We start from the raw sequence: 15,301 nt of genomic DNA, 5'->3' as shown, positions 1-15,301 counted from the left end.
GATTTCACTGTTTCACAGCACGCTTGATATTGTAGACGAGACACATCAGGACGATTTCGCGGAACGCACTGTACCATTCGCTCGGACGGCAGAGACATACGAGCGTACGACCGAGGAGTTCACCATCTCTGACATTGAGCGCTGGTTGTAGAGATCGTTGTCGATTCGTTCGCTGTGAGTATGATCGTACGGTGTGAGGACGCAATGTTTCACAAAAGGACCTATACCCATCTCTCGGAGAGTGTCACGTAACGGCTAGCTATCATAGCCTCTGTCGGCAGCGAGAGTCTGCAACTCGTCCGCTTTAATGGATCCCTTCAGTGTCGTTAACTCCTCTGTCCTCATTTTATTCACTCACAGGGTGTCAGCAACGTCGCGACGAACCGATCGCCGCGAGTATCACCGTTCGTTCTGCCTTCCGGAGGTGTGTGGACGCCGTGGCCGTCGTACAGCCGAGCGCATCGGCGACGGTCGAAAGCGACGCAGATCGAGGATTGTCGTAGTAGCCACAGTCGAGCGCCAATCTGAGTGCTTCGAGCTGCCGGTGAGTGAGGTCGTTCTCTGGTGTCCATCTTTTCTCGATGCCTGAGCCAATTCGATCGACCGAGATCGAAATCTCCGATGGAAACGCACCAATCATCGCTTCTAACGCGTCAGTCGTTCCGACGACAGTGAACTTTACGGTTGCCGTATCGACGTACGTGAGCGGTCCCACGAGTACAACTCGATCCTGGTCAAACGACCGAAAGAGCCGCCGATCCGTGTCGGACATCTCCATCTCCGCATACACTTCGAACTGGTCTGCAGTCGTAGCTAGTATCTCGTATCTGATGAGTGGATCAAGTTCTGCGATTGCGGCCTCGATTGTAGACTGCTCGCCGGTTATCCGAGCAACAAAACAGATTTTGCGTCGCTGTTCACCCAGTGACCACGCAAGCATCTCCTCTTTGACCGGACCAACCGAGAGTTCCTCAGGAACCGAAAGCTGGTATGCCGGTCCCAACCTGATCGTACAATCGAGCGTACGCATACGATAGTTTCCTCTTGAATGGGCTTATCAGTTCGCCAGAACGACCACATAACTCCGATCCGTCGATTGAATCGATGACCGCTTCCAGACAATCCCCAAAGAACACACAGAGTCCGTTTTCCACCACGATCACAGCCAGCGAAAAACCACCCGCAAGTGGTGGACTGCCAGTTGTTGGAAACACAATCGAATTTCTCACGGGGGGACTCGATGCGCTCGAACGGTTCAAGGAGTACGGTAACATCGTCCGATACCGTGCCGTTGGAAACGAGTTTGTCGTCATATTCGATCCTACGCTGGTTTCTGCGGTACTTCTCGAACAGAACGACCTGTTCGAGAAGGGACCGTTCGAAACTGAATTTCTCGAACTCCTTGGCCCGACGAACGTCGTCGCTGCCTCGGGAACCGAGTGGAAACAGCTCAGGGAAGCGATGGGGCCCGCCTTTCGACCGGAACAGCTAGAGAACCACCGCAAAACAATCAGAGATACCACACGTACGGCCCTCAATCGCTGGATTTCTGCGGATGTCGTGGATTGTTACACCGCTGCGACGGAGCTGACGCTCACAATACTGTGCAATACGTTGTTTTCCATCAACCAATCAGACGAACGACACACGGTCATTCGCTCGGTCGCAAACGCAATCCACAAACGATCGAATCTAGGTGCGCTCGGAAATTTGCTCCCAGACTGGATGCCAGCTACGCCCACCGAACGACGGTACAGGCAAACAATGGCCGTTTTTGACGACCTCGTAGCCGAGATTCTCGAGGAGCGACGAAACGCCACAGATCCACCCGAGGACGTGTTATCAGCGCTGCTTGCCGAACCCAACATCGATGACTCGACAATTCGGGATCAGTTGACTGCGTTGTTGTTCGCTGGCCACGAGACAACCGCCATAACTCTCGGCTACGCACTCTGGCTGATCGCTGGCACACAATCAGTCGCGACAGAGATCCGATCTGCAGTACCCGAGACCACGGCTCCCATCGAAAACGCAATTACAGAAACGCTCCGACTGTATCCACCGATTCATTCGCTGTATCGAACGCCATGTCAACCCGTTCAGTGTAACGGATATCGACTGCCAGCTGACACCACCATTCAATTGCCAGTATACTCTTTACACCGCGACAATCGATGGTGGACAAAGCCCGACGCGTTCATGCCGAATCGATGGACAGATCGATCCCCACAGGAGTGTTCCGCGTATCTGCCGTTCGGACGCGGGCCAAGACACTGTCTTGGAATGCGGTTTGCAACGACGGAACTCACCGAAATTCTCCGTGTCTGTCTTGCCGAGGCTACCTTCGAGCGTCGGACTGTTGATCCGAAAACAGAGGCCAAAGCGTTTCTCACACCCGATCGACTGGACTGTGTAGTCACGCCCGTCGGCACCGACTGAGATCATCTCTCAGGAAAAGAAGGGAAACAAATGCTGACGACTCTCAAGACAGGGTCACATTCGACAGTTTGGACAGCTAATACTGTTCACACTGTAGAGAACGTGGGCACAGTATAATTCAACAGCGCGTCGCCGGGTGTGGCTTTAAGCATCCGCTTGCATACTAGTGAACTATGCGAGGAATCCGGATCGGATCGGTGTCGTCCATACCGATCAAGCTTCACTGGTCGTTCCTCATCGTTCTCCCGTTGTTCGGCGCGCTCATTGCCTTCGATGTCGAGACGATCGCGACGCTGCTCAAACAGGAACTCGGTGCATCGATCACCCCAGGAGATATCGCACGCGGGAACACACCATGGATCGTCGGATTCACTTCGGCAATCGGACTGTTCGTTGGGGTGTTGTTACACGAACTTGGCCATTCGGCTGTCGCCAAACGATTTGGGTACGAAATCGACTCGATTACGCTCTGGCTGCTCGGCGGCGTAGCAAGTTTTACAGAGTTTCCAGAAAACTGGCGCCACGAGTTGCTTATCGCCGTGGCAGGTCCGATAGTGAGCGTTGTGATCGGGATTGGCTGCTACATCGTATTTTTGCTTTTGGGCCCTGGAATGCAAGCAGCGCAGCTGGTGATGGGCTATCTTGCAGTACTCAACGTGATGCTCGCGATCTTTAACCTGCTGCCGGCATTTCCGATGGACGGCGGCAGAATCCTGCGCGCACTGCTTGCGCGCTCTCGACCGCATGCAAAAGCCACACAACAGGCCGCCGAAGTGGGGAAGTTCTTTGCGTTTTTGCTCGGGATTATCGGGATTTTCACCGACTGGTTTCTTATTCTGCTGGCATTTTTCATCTACATCGCTGCCTCGGGAGAAGCCCAGCAAACCAGCCTCCGTGCGTCGTTCGAGGGAGTAAGCGTAAGCGACATCATGACGCCGCGGTCGGATCTAAAAACGGTTCCTGAAGATATTTCGATAACGGAGTTGATGGACCGAATGTTCGAAGACCGGCATATGGGCTATCCAGTCGTCAGAAACGAACAGCTCGTCGGCGTGGTGACGCTCTCTGATGCCGCAGAAATAAACGAAATCGAACAGGACGCCTATCGAGTCAGCGAGGTAATGACACGGGACGTTGAATCCACGCGGCCCAAAACGGATGCCATGGCGGCCTTCGAACAGATGCAATCCACCGGCGTCGGGCGATTGCCCGTCGTTGCAGAGGATGGAACACTCATCGGAATTATCTCGCGGACGGATCTAATGCGGGCATTCACTATCATTAAGTCCGGTGGCGAACCGCCGTCGATGAGTAACCCAACACGGCCGTAGTCCTCACTCGAACTATGACTCGCGTGTCTCGTTTTTGGCCAACCGAGGGCGACCGAATCGATTGGAACCAGTCGCTGTCCCAGTGATCGTTCCGTTAAGAGATACGAATTCGGCCGATCGCGGTGGCAGATACGTCGAGCTGCCATCACAGTCGCTCACACCGGTGCAAAAATCAATCCACGGTGTGATCGTCCGCACGGTCGACCCGGATACGGAAATCGGGAGGGTGAGCTGAGTGGTGTGGGTTCCATTTTCCGAACGATCAACGGATGCAGTGATCGTGAGCACTGTCGAGTTCCCAATTGGGAGTCGGCGACGATCGGTTGCGTTCTGAACCATAGCGCCGTCAGCTGTGATCGAAACAGAAAGCGTCCTGGGGAGTCCAGAATCGGAGACGGCAATCGTGCGATTGGTATCAGTCCCAACGCGGACGGTTACATCATCAGCTTCATCTGAAATCTTGAGATCGGTTTCTAGTGAAATGGTTTCACCACGAATCCTGTCGACGCGCTGGAGCCCACTTTCAGTGGGAGATCCACCTGCGGGATTCCAGGGTCCACGGTAGCGATACCGGTAGACAGTGCGGTTGGGAAACGAGGACACCGACTGAAGCGGCGCACCATCAGTGGTGTACACGACAGCCCCGTCGAAATTCGGCGTATTTCGCAGATACTGAAACGGATGGTTAAGCCAGTCGCCATAGGTTCGCGGAAGCAAGACGAGCGCATTGTCGAGTGATCGTTCTTCAAATGGTTCGTACGCACGCTCGTATGAGTCGGTTACTTTAGCATTCCGGTCAACCGTCGTCGAAACGGTAACCGCCGTGATTGAACCGGCACACAGGGCCAGCACAAGCAGCCCGATACTACCCAGGATTGTCACACTCTGGCGATCAATTCGGTCTGTAACCGTTCGCCATCGATCGACCACGATCCACAGCCCCCAGGCACCGAACACTGAAAGGGAAAGAAGCAGATCGAAATGGTAGTATGGACCCAGATACGCGATCAAACCATCGCCACGCTGGGCGAGGGAACCAATCAGGTTGTAATTTCCCCAGAAAAAGACGTTTCCACAGACAACCGATCCACAAACACCCATGAGAAGGAGCCGACGGTCGTTTCGCTCAATAACTGTCTCTACCATGCCGACACCAGCAAAGAAAATACCAACCAATCCCCCTACAAACCAGGAAGTGCCAAATGATTCGAGGACGGTAGCGTTGGCGGTGACCGCAAGCGACGGCGTATATTCGAGTTCGTGGTTCAGCAGTTTTTGCTGGCCAAAGCCAAGGCCATCTTCCGGAGCGAACGCTTCGAATGGAAACACCAGCGGATCGCCAGTAAGAACGCTGTTATACGCCAACGCGGTTGCTACGCCAGCAAGTCCGCCACCGGCGATGAGACCAAGCCACGAGAGTGACGATCGATCCCGGAAGAGGATCCACACAGCGTGGATCACAAACGGGACTGCAAACAGAACAGCCGTGTAGGGCCTAGAGAAAAATGCCAATCCAATCGCTAACCCTCCGATTATCGCCCAGTAGTTATTGCGTGTTGAATTGGCGCGAAGATAGCTGTAGGCGAATATCAGATTCAAAAGCGACGTTGGTGCGTACGGAAGAAACACGGAAGTTGAGAAAATAAATAATGGCGAACAACCACAGAGCACTGCTGCCAAAACGCCCGTTCGATGGTCGAACAGCTCCGAGCCGATCGCACCAATCAGTACGAGTACGGCGATACCAATTAGCACTAGAGACAATCGAGGGACTCCCACTCCCACCCCAATGGCAAACATCGCAGCGGGAACGGGAGCGTATTTCGGGAACAGCTGTGATCCATCGACGACGAAAAACCACGGTCGAGTCAGCGTAGGCAGATCCGGAGTAAGTGTGATGTTTCTTTCCAGTAGCATTGTGGCCTGCTGGAGATAGACGCCTTCATCGTGATTGATTGAATGATACGGAAAAATCTCTGAAGCAACCACCCATACGGTTAGTCCGCCTAAAAGTGCGATCAATCCAAGGAGCGTCCTGTATCGTCTAGTATCCATGAGATTACTCAATCAAAGTTTGGCCCGTATTCTAAAAGCCGAGAATCGATCAGACCGAACGCACGGAGGCAAAGACATCTGCCAATCCAATCCACCATCGCAACATCCAATCCGCATATCATTTGGTCGTTGTACCCTATAAAAACCCCTTTGGTTGGTACTGCAACGATGCTCGACAGACAATCGCCCAATGCCCAGAACGTTCCAGTAGCGTGCCGGTAGCTTTACAGGCGATTTTGTCGTTATACCATCTACCCCTGTCGAAGGAAGGACCATTCGGACGGTGATCACAACCACCGCTACGTTTGGATATATGATTGCCAAATAATGACAAAAACGTACTACGAAATACTGGAGGTCAGCCACGATGCGGATCCAACCGAGATAAAAGCGGCATTCGAACGAAAAAAGGCCGCGCTGGAAGAATCAGACGACACCGGGATAAGTCGAAAACAGCTCCAGGCTGCCAAAGAGACGTTGCTCGATGAAACAGCGAGAGCACGTTATGACCGGCTACACGGCATTCAGACGGATTCGACAGCAGCTGGTGACACCACAACGAATGAGACGAGCCAACGGACACAATGGTCCATTGGACCACAGATGGTCTCGGAGTGGCGTCGAACGCTCACAGGGGCTAACACCCGGGGACTCATCGGTCTGATGTGCGGTCCAACTGCCGTCCGATTGCTCACAACCGTCTGTATCGCAGTCGTGCTTACTACCGCACTCAACAGCGTTATGGCCGTTTCACCATCATTCCAATTATCAATACTTGTTGGAAGCCTCTGGATGAGCTACGGAGCCTACGAAGTCATTTACATGCGCCAACGAACAGCTGATATCAAGGAATTTTCACAGAGTAGATTCGTTCTCTGGCCTCTCATGGCTATTCATCTTTTTGGCCTGGTACTGCTGTGGATGGGAGCAATTGCCGGCACGCCAGATGGTGGTGCTCGTTATGGAACAATCGGTATCACATATACGATTATTTCAGTATTACTCATTGGCATCGGAGTTGGAATTATATTATCGATCCTGGTCCTATTTGGGTATTTCGAGGAATCACCTAGCAGGCGTTCGAGGAGGATATTTTTAGGTATAAGTATAATATATATAGCTTTTGGATACACACGAATGGGTGGTGTTTTTTCCTTTGAGACACTCCTTACCACCTCTTCAGCAGCAACATCTTCGCCATGGGTAGACCCCCATATATTTGGTCCAATTTACATTGGAAATCTAATAAATGTCTGTATTGGATCAGTAATGATTATCAGTATATTTGGCGGTGCAGTAGCCCAAATCTGGGCATTGACTGTGATTCCATGGCGTGACCGGTTCGATCACGGATATCACATTCGTCCAGGGATCTGGAACGTCGCCATGATGACGCCGCTGGTCGTCGCGGGAGGGCTGTTTGCCACACAATCACGAGTCGATCTCGGTGCTCATATTCCCGTAGTAATCTCACCGACCACAGTCGTCAGTGTAATGGTAATCTACCCAATGATTCTCTGTGGTCTTTACCTCTGTCGGCGCAAGGTAGCTGAACGAATCCAATCCGCTAGCACCGACCAATAAATTACATCCGACTGTAACAACTTATCGGGCCCTTCATATTCCGTGAAGAATATAGAGCGTATATCGGAGGCATATCTATGACTGCAGATTCACACACACCAGATCAGCTCTCATCAGCCGAACGGACGCTCTACATCGGTGAGTCGACTCCAATTCGAATCAGTGCTGGCCATAGATTGCTCCACCACGACGGGAAATGCAGTCAGCCACACGGACACAATTATGCTATATCTGTATCCATAACGGGAAGGTTGTCAGACACTGGCTGGGTGGTGGACAAAGGTGACGTAACTGATGTAATCGACAGGTGGGACCACAAATTCCTGCTCGAAGCCGGTGACCCACTCATCGATGCGTTTGACCAAAGCGGTGATGGAGACGCCGTCATCGTGCTGGACGATCCACCCACAGCAGAGATAATGAGCGTCTATCTCGAAAGCTCACTCAAAGCAGAACTCCCCGATCGAATCACGGATATCTCGGTGCGTGTCCGGGAAACGTCACAGCTCTGTGCAACGGGCCACCACTGATGCCGGTCAGCGATGCTGTTTGTGAAAAAATCAGTGATGAAGACACAGATACGGGACTACCCATCAATGAACTCTTCTATTCATTACAGGGAGAAGGAAAGCTGACCGGTACTCCGAGCGTCTTCGTTCGTACCAGTGGCTGCAATCTCCGGTGCTGGTTCTGTGATTCATATCACACTTCCTGGGAGCCGGTGTATGCCCACTGTTCAATAGAGACGATCGTTGATAAAATTCGATCGTATGATTCTGCTTCACACGTCGTTCTTACCGGAGGGGAGCCCCTGATTCATCCGGAATCGGTCGAATTGCTTGAACGGCTTAAAGATTGTGGCTATCACACCACTGTCGAAACGAACGGAACGATCTATCGCGACGCACCAATCGATCTCGCAAGCATCTCTCCAAAGCTCCAATCAAGCACTCCAACTCAAGAGAACGCACCAACCGACGACGTCGATGGCTGGAAAACTAAACACGAGACAGAGCGAATCAACGTTGACGCACTCGGACAGCTTGTGGATTCGTATTCCTCCCAGCTTAAATTCGTTGTGACAGACCGTGACGATCTCGAAGAGATCCACGAGCTTGTCGATCAAATTCGCTCAAACTGTACCACCACAATCGATAACGAGGATATCCTCCTCATGCCCGAAGGCACGACACGAGAACAGCTCGCTGATCGACAACAGACCGTGGCCAAACTCGCTATCGAATATGGATACCGGTATACGCCACGACTGCACGTCGATCTGTGGAACGATGCCCCAGAAACGTAATCCATGATAAGACACCACCGACACCCCATGGTAGTTGGATCGCCACAAAAATTCATTCCCAACGGTGAGACAGATGCGTGAGCGCGCCGTCGTACTGGCCTCTGGCGGTATGGACAGCGCAACCGCTACCGCAGTGGCCGCCGAGCGGGGATACGATCTCTTCATGCTCCACACCTCGTATGGCCAACAAACTGAATCAAAGGAGTTTGAGTGTGCACAAGCACAGGCAGACCATTTTGACGCTCGTGATTTCCTCCATCTGACGACCGATCACCTCTCAAAAATCGGCGATTCGAGTCTCACTGACGAGCAACAGCCAATCGAAGATGCCGATCTGGACGACGACGACGTTCCAACTTCCTACGTTCCGTTCAGAAACGCGAACCTCCTGGCTATGGCAGTATCGTATGCGGAAGCAAACGACTGCGAAGCTGTCTTCATCGGTGCTCACTCCGAGGATTTCTCGGGGTATCCCGACTGTAGACCACAATTTTTCGACGCGTTTCAGAATACGGTTACCACCGGGACAAAAGAGGACACGACAATTTCCATTGAGGCGCCGTTTACAGAACAGTCGAAGACCGATATTGCCCGGCGAGGGTCCGAACTTTCGGTTCCGTTCGACCAGACATGGAGTTGCTATCGGAGTGGGGCACCCGCCTGTGGAACCTGTGATGCGTGTGCCTACCGGTTACAAGCGTTTCAGCGGATCGGAATTCACGATCCGATCGAGTACGAAACTCGCCCAGATTACGGACAAAAATTGTGAATTTTCAGCAGTAACTGGTGAGTACCGTTAATCTATCGCTTCCCGATAACGGTGTATGCGAGCGATCGAAGTCCCAGAGTATGGCGACGCGTCAGTGCTCACTTCGACTGATAAAGAGGTCCCTGAACCGGGGCCTGGAGAGCTCCGAATTGCTGTTGAGGCCGCGGGAATAAATTTCGCAGATATCATGCAGCGACGGGGACAGTATCCAGGCGGCCCCGAGCCCCCCTACGTTCCCGGGATGGAGGCCGCCGGCAGCATCGACGCAATCGGTGACGGCGTGGATCGATCCGTCGGCGACCGAGTCGTTGCCATGACAACTGGAGGGTACGCCGAGTACGCAATCGCACCCGCAGGTGCTGTTTTCGACGTTCCGGTTTCGATGAGCTCCGAGGAAGCTGCTGGCTTTCCCGTCCAGTTTTTGACCGCGTATTCTGCACTGTTCACGCTCGGTGACCTGACGGCTGAGGATAGCGTTCTGATTCACGCAGCTGCAGGTGGAGTTGGTACGGCTGCAACCCAGCTTGCAGCAAATGCCAGCGCCACTGTGTTTGGCACCGCCAGCACGAGCGAAAAGCTAGAGCTCGCCGACAAACTCGGAGTCGACCATCCAATCAACTACACCGAAGTAGCGTTCGATGAGAAAATTTCGAATCTCACCGACCAGCACGGTGTCGACCTCATCCTCGACGGCGTTGGGGGAGAAACCACCACAGAAAGCTTCGATTGTCTCTCTCCGTTCGGCACGCTCGTCGCGTTTGGCGCAGCCAGTGGCCAGCCCGGTACCGTCGATACCGGGACGATACTGTTCAACAACGCCTCCGTCTATGGTTTTCATCTCGGTCAATCGATGCAACACGACCCCGAACGCATACTCCAGTCCGTCCCAGAGCTGACTGAGCTACTACTCGATGGGAAGCTCTCGGTGATCGTGGGCGAAACGTTCGATCTTAGCGCGGTGGGAGCGGCCCACGAATACATCGAAGACAGGCGCTCAGTTGGCAAAGTCGTCTTACAGCCCTAGTTCAAGCGAACTTTGTCGGGGAATTGGAGATATGACTGTGTAGACAGTGTATACTGTGTTTACAGTACAGGCTGATCAAACTGTGTAAGATGTTTGTTGATAGGATCTGCTGTTATTGCAACCACAGCAAGTGAGCCTCGAGTCTGCTCCGATACTGGATGTCCCCTGGGACGTGCATTACCGCTTTTTCTCCCAGGAGGACCGTCGGAGGGGTCCAAACAAAATGTTTGTGCTGTAAGCACAGTATCCACGGTAGCAACAGTAGAGATATTCTAATTGGTGGATACGGCTCTTTGAGCGTTCAGCAGACAGTATTAACGGTGCAAACAGTATAAACAGTGTGAATATGAGACTATATTCATCACACCTGTGGCCCTATCGACCAACAGGTTGAATCTATAATACTGTATAGACAGTGTAAAATTCGTATACAGTCTGATATTGAGAATATCACAGCGATGCTAATCTTCGAACAATCTGTGCAGTCGTAACTGTTTGAGCACCCTGTACTCCATACACAGCTAGTACAGTATACACAGCCTTTACTGTATATACTGTTCAAACAGTGATACAGTCTGTAATGTGTGTACAGTGTACTAATAACGAACAGTATAGACTGTGTATACGGTACTCAATAGATACATGGATCGGACGGTGAATGCAGTGAGTACAGTAACACAGTGTATACTGTATACACAGTTGCAACCGTAAATACCTATTACACAGTATTTGCAGTGTATACAGTAGATCACCCAGCCGAGTTGAAGCGATTCAAAAAGAACAGTTTATACAGTTAAGACTGTGTATACAGTTGATTCACAGTGCAAACCGTAGATACCGTAGTATCTGCCCACACAGGACTCTAGTTCCTATCCAGCATGGAAAACCGTAAAGTAGAGAGTGTATGAACGTTATACCGTTGCAACAGTATATAATGTTAAAAATTTATAGACAGTGTGCACAGTATAGTCGTTATATCTCAGATTAATAGCCATGTCTGATGCCGTTGGGACTCAGACCGATTGATCCGTCTAAATACTGTATATACAGTATTCACAGTGCTACAACAGCACTTGATTGGGACTGAAATACCAACACGGCCACTGCCTCTCAGGACATCATTTCAAACAGTTAGAACAGTGCATCCATTTTGAACTGTATAAACAGTATATACAGTGGATAATCGTGGGTAATCCTCATTCCAATAGTTCAGGCAACGCTCATACCGTGCTATCAAATTATACTGTTCACACAGTATATCTCGTCCAGACAGTGTACAGCTCATATACTGTGTATACAGTAAGATATACTAAATCAGTGGCAACAGCGACCAAATCAGGAAGTAATTTCGATAATCCTTATGCAACCAATATTATACTGTATGTACTGTGTAGACAGTATACACATTATTGAACTGGACCGGGATTATTATGATGTTCCCACTTTATACACCGTTTGTACAGTGCACTTCGTGTAGCCACTGTTCAGACAGTCGACTATGAAACCACAGACAACGAAAAATGGCGTCGTCGCAGTGTGTATACTGAAGGGCGGAATGGGAAAATCGACGATAGCGATCAATCTTGCTCACCGCTTACAGGAAAAGCACGGCGACACAGTGTACGTGGATGTCGATAAAAACGGACACGGAACGGAATTTCTTGGCTTTGGTGATGCGTACAACCAGAACGGACAGCTCGAGGAGGTGATTTTCCGAGATCTTCATCCAAAGGAACTGGTCATCGACACCGAATGGGGATTCGGCGTGGTACCAAGCTCCACGGAGATGTCTACCATCAACGATCGGATGAAAAATCAGATGAACGCGGACGTAATCCTGAAAAACGAAGTGGTCGATCCACTCCGAAACGACGGCTATGACTACGTCGTCCTCGACACACCTGGTGATCCGTCGAAAGTCGCGGACAACGCTCTCGTCGCAGCCCAGAGTTTCATCGTCCCGGTTATCCCGGGACAGGGATCGATCAGTGGCCTAGAGCGTATTATGGAAACCCAACTGTTGCCAATCATCGAGGCAACAGAAGGAGCCGCAGATATATTGGCAATCACGCCGAACATGCTGAGTGAGTCCATCCGGCCAAACAAACCGGATCGACGACTCCTCGAAGACCTCAATCGCAACTGGGCGGATTACCTCCCACCGTACGCCAGAATCACCGACGAACAGTGGGAAAAGATCGACCAGAACGGACGAGGAGACATTCCGTTGCCGGGAATTCGAGAGCGTGATGCGCTTTCGGATTCCTTCTCGAACAATATGCCGGTTGGGGCATACAACGCATCGTGCGACCAGATAGACCACTTCGACACCCTGGCAGATATCGTCGCGGAGCGTGCCTAATATGGACAGTAGCAATCTGAGAAATCAGCTGGATCAGGTCAAAGAAGGAGCAGCACCGGACGACGAACAAACAGAAGATCACGAATCCACCCCAACACCACCAGAACCATCAGTTGAGGAAGCTCCCACAACGGAGAACACAGCCTCCGAGGGTGGACCAGCGTTCACCGCAAGTGAGAGCAAAAAACTCTCCATCTATCCAGAAGCACAAACTGCTCGACGCATCAAACTTCTCTGCAACAGCGTCGAAAACGAACTCCTTGGGCTCGGATACGACGACTTCGAAGTGCGCGAGGCACACGACGCTATGGTTCGACTCGCTCACGAAAACCACGAAGAGATCACTCGACTCGTCCTCGAAGCTCGCGATATATCACCCGAAGCGCTCGAGAACGACTAATAACGGATATCTATTTTGCGACGGCTTGCAGAAGTTGTACAGCGTCAGCACAGTGATACAGTTCAAACTGTTCAGACAGTATAGAACGTACACACTGTGAAAGAAGTTCTAACAGTGCTTACGGTATCAGAAGTGTGTCGCCAGTGTTCATCACGTGTATCATAGCAAGTGGCGACAACCAGTATGTCAGGAAGGATGTTGATGTTTGATCTGTTCGGCGATTGTTCCTGGGACGGGCGTACCACAATCAGAACACCGCCATGAGGGCGTTGTCTGTGTTCGTTCCTGTTCGAGATCCTGTCGATATCGTAGTCTCAAGCCACATTGACAGGTGTAGGTTACTGGAGCCATACCACAGTCCGGTTCAACCAGTCCAATAGCTGCTTCGATAGAAATGAGTAACTGAAAACGTGCAGAATCATCCGGAAAACTTCCGAATCGACATATCAAGTGTTTGCAGGTCAAGAATCGGCGCATACCCAACATCAGGAACGATGCCTTGTGATTTCTGATATGAGGTCTGTTGTTGCCAGCAGCCAGTATTGACCGAGATAACCTTATTGTACGATCCATACCCGAACTTGTGCAGGTGACCGGTGTGGAACACATCGGGGATCTCATCCATCACCAGATAATCTTGCTCCTCTGGAGCAAGGCGAAGCTGGCCGCCATACTGCGGCGCGACGTGGCGTTTTTTCAGGAGATTGTACATCGCCTCGTGCGGTTTATCGAGTTCCAATCCCGGGGTGTCTATAATGACCTCAAACAGCGACACCCCGTGATACATGAGCACTGAAACTCCATCGATCGTAACCGTAGAGGGATTCGCCGTGATGTGGGCATCGTGTGCGCTCATGATCGAGCGAAGTTCCTCATCGAACGCCGGCTGGGGCTCAGCCAATCGAACGGCGTCGTGATTACCGGGGATCATCACGATCTCCATCTCACCGGGCACGTCCTTTAGCAGTTCAGCAAAGCGTTCGTACTGATCGTAGATATCGACAATAGTGAGTTCTTTATCCTGTTCGGGATAGACGCCAACGCCCTCAACCATGTCACCGGCAATGAGGAGATACTCCACGCGCGCGGCAGCTTCGGTGTGGAGCCAAGAAGTGAACTGATCCCAGGCAGCACCGTGAAATTCATCACTCCCAACATGAACGTCGGAGATCAGTGCCGCCTCGACCGGACGATCAGCTGTCGATGGTGAGAAGGTTCGGGGAATATCAGGGAAATGGATTGAATCGACAAAGCAGATCTCTCCATCGTTCGAGAGCGTTCCTTCAATACCAATACACTCATCGAAGCAGAGTTCAGACACAACATCCGCAATATCGCGATCTTTCATCACGAGACAGGGGAACGTCCCCGTGGTGTCCTCAAGTTCGATAATCCAGTGTCCGTTCTTGGTGGATTGAATGTCGTTGACGAGACCGATCATCGCTCCATCGGACCCACCTTCCATTGACGCCAGGGTTTCTGCCGGACGATGGTTCAATCGACCGCGCAACATGCCCGAAAGCCGTTGATACCGGTCCTGAAACGTCTGTAAAAACGTCTCGAACGTCCCCGTCCCGGTGCTATCACCGGTGACATCACCGTCGATCTCGAGCGATTGTGACGGTTGGGACGGCTGTTCCGTCCCAACCCCAGCTGTCGACGGGTCTGACCGTGTCGTGGAAGCGGCGGCCACAGCAGACGACCCATCTCCCCCAGATTCTGTGCCACCGTGAGAATCTGGAACGTTATCCGGATCGATAGACACCGGCTCCGGTCGAGAAACGTCTTCGAGCGAGTCGAGTGCTGATTCTACGTGTGCAACTGTGAGACGAAGCGTCCCCGCTGGAACTGCTGCTACCGTTTCCTGTATGACTTTCGCGGGCGTTTCAGTCGAGGCTATCAGCGACACAGCCGCTCGATCGGCGTTGTATCCCTGCTTTGCCAGCGCCCGCACGACCTGCATTCGCCCGTTCAAGGATATACGTACTCTCGCGGATCCGGCCCAAAAGAATTTGGATCGGGGACCATCGT

General features: G+C 51.8%; 12 protein-coding genes and 1 pseudogene. 9 read left to right on the top strand and 4 right to left on the bottom strand.

The features are described from left to right. Positions 1 to 4 precede the first annotated feature (4 nt). Positions 5 to 303 (bottom strand): annotated as a pseudogene (locus JXQ78_RS17205) (IS5 family transposase); the annotation flags it as partial. A 61-nt stretch (positions 304 to 364) separates the two neighbouring features. Next, the gene (locus tag JXQ78_RS17200) at positions 365 to 1,030 is read right to left on the bottom strand and encodes a helix-turn-helix domain-containing protein (protein WP_330633072.1); all 666 of its coding nucleotides are present in this window, start codon (positions 1,028 to 1,030) and stop codon (positions 365 to 367) included. Positions 1,031 to 1,104: 74 nt separating this feature from the next. Between JXQ78_RS17200 and JXQ78_RS17195 the strand changes: the two genes are divergently transcribed. Beyond that, a complete protein-coding gene (locus JXQ78_RS17195) occupies positions 1,105 to 2,439 on the top strand; it encodes a cytochrome P450 (RefSeq protein ID WP_330633071.1) in 1,335 nt (444 codons plus the stop codon). Between the two features lie 173 nt (positions 2,440 to 2,612). Beyond that, positions 2,613 to 3,770, top strand: coding sequence for a CBS domain-containing protein (locus JXQ78_RS17190; protein ID WP_330633070.1), 1,158 nt, complete (start codon positions 2,613 to 2,615; stop codon positions 3,768 to 3,770). 12 nt (positions 3,771 to 3,782) lie between these two features. Here JXQ78_RS17190 and JXQ78_RS17185 read toward each other — a convergent pair whose 3' ends face one another. Next, positions 3,783 to 5,825, bottom strand: coding sequence for an ArnT family glycosyltransferase (locus tag JXQ78_RS17185; RefSeq protein ID WP_330633069.1), 2,043 nt, complete (start codon positions 5,823 to 5,825; stop codon positions 3,783 to 3,785). A 327-nt stretch (positions 5,826 to 6,152) separates the two neighbouring features. Between JXQ78_RS17185 and JXQ78_RS17180 the strand changes: the two genes are divergently transcribed. The 7 genes from JXQ78_RS17180 to JXQ78_RS17150 all read left to right on the top strand — a co-directional run bounded on the left by JXQ78_RS17180 (position 6,153) and on the right by JXQ78_RS17150 (position 13,270). Continuing rightward, positions 6,153 to 7,409 (top strand): J domain-containing protein, encoded by a 1,257-nt coding sequence (locus JXQ78_RS17180; RefSeq protein ID WP_330633068.1) that lies wholly within the window; start codon positions 6,153 to 6,155, stop codon positions 7,407 to 7,409. Positions 7,410 to 7,486: 77 nt separating this feature from the next. Then, the gene (locus JXQ78_RS17175; RefSeq protein WP_330633067.1) at positions 7,487 to 7,939 is read left to right on the top strand and encodes a 6-pyruvoyl trahydropterin synthase family protein; all 453 of its coding nucleotides are present in this window, start codon (positions 7,487 to 7,489) and stop codon (positions 7,937 to 7,939) included. Further along, a complete protein-coding gene (locus tag JXQ78_RS17170; RefSeq protein ID WP_330633066.1) occupies positions 7,939 to 8,715 on the top strand; it encodes a 7-carboxy-7-deazaguanine synthase QueE in 777 nt (258 codons plus the stop codon). The genes JXQ78_RS17175 and JXQ78_RS17170 overlap by 1 nt, the downstream gene beginning before the upstream one ends. A gap of 73 nt (positions 8,716 to 8,788) precedes the next feature. Then, positions 8,789 to 9,484, top strand: coding sequence for a 7-cyano-7-deazaguanine synthase QueC (gene queC / locus JXQ78_RS17165; protein ID WP_330633065.1), 696 nt, complete (start codon positions 8,789 to 8,791; stop codon positions 9,482 to 9,484). A 55-nt stretch (positions 9,485 to 9,539) separates the two neighbouring features. Further along, complete coding sequence (locus JXQ78_RS17160) at positions 9,540 to 10,508, top strand: quinone oxidoreductase family protein (RefSeq protein ID WP_330633064.1); 969 nt, start codon at positions 9,540 to 9,542, stop codon at positions 10,506 to 10,508. 1,498 nt (positions 10,509 to 12,006) lie between these two features. After that, the gene (locus JXQ78_RS17155) at positions 12,007 to 12,870 is read left to right on the top strand and encodes a ParA family protein (protein ID WP_330633063.1); all 864 of its coding nucleotides are present in this window, start codon (positions 12,007 to 12,009) and stop codon (positions 12,868 to 12,870) included. A gap of 1 nt (position 12,871) precedes the next feature. After that, on the top strand, positions 12,872 to 13,270 hold the full coding sequence (locus JXQ78_RS17150; RefSeq protein ID WP_330633062.1) for a hypothetical protein: 399 nt from the start codon (positions 12,872 to 12,874) through the stop codon (positions 13,268 to 13,270). A 418-nt stretch (positions 13,271 to 13,688) separates the two neighbouring features. Here the strand turns inward: JXQ78_RS17150 and JXQ78_RS17145 are convergent, their stop codons facing one another. Beyond that, positions 13,689 to 15,251 carry a DNA-directed DNA polymerase II small subunit gene (locus JXQ78_RS17145; protein WP_407934088.1) on the bottom strand — a complete coding sequence of 521 codons (1,563 nt, stop codon included), beginning with the start codon at positions 15,249 to 15,251 and terminating at the stop codon, positions 13,689 to 13,691. Positions 15,252 to 15,301 lie beyond the last annotated feature (50 nt).

Source organism: Halocatena halophila (genome assembly GCA_027563145.1).
In the GTDB taxonomy this organism is placed as follows: Archaea; Halobacteriota; Halobacteria; order Halobacteriales; family Haloarculaceae; genus Halocatena; species Halocatena halophila.
This window is presented reverse-complemented; position numbering and strand designations above follow the sequence as displayed.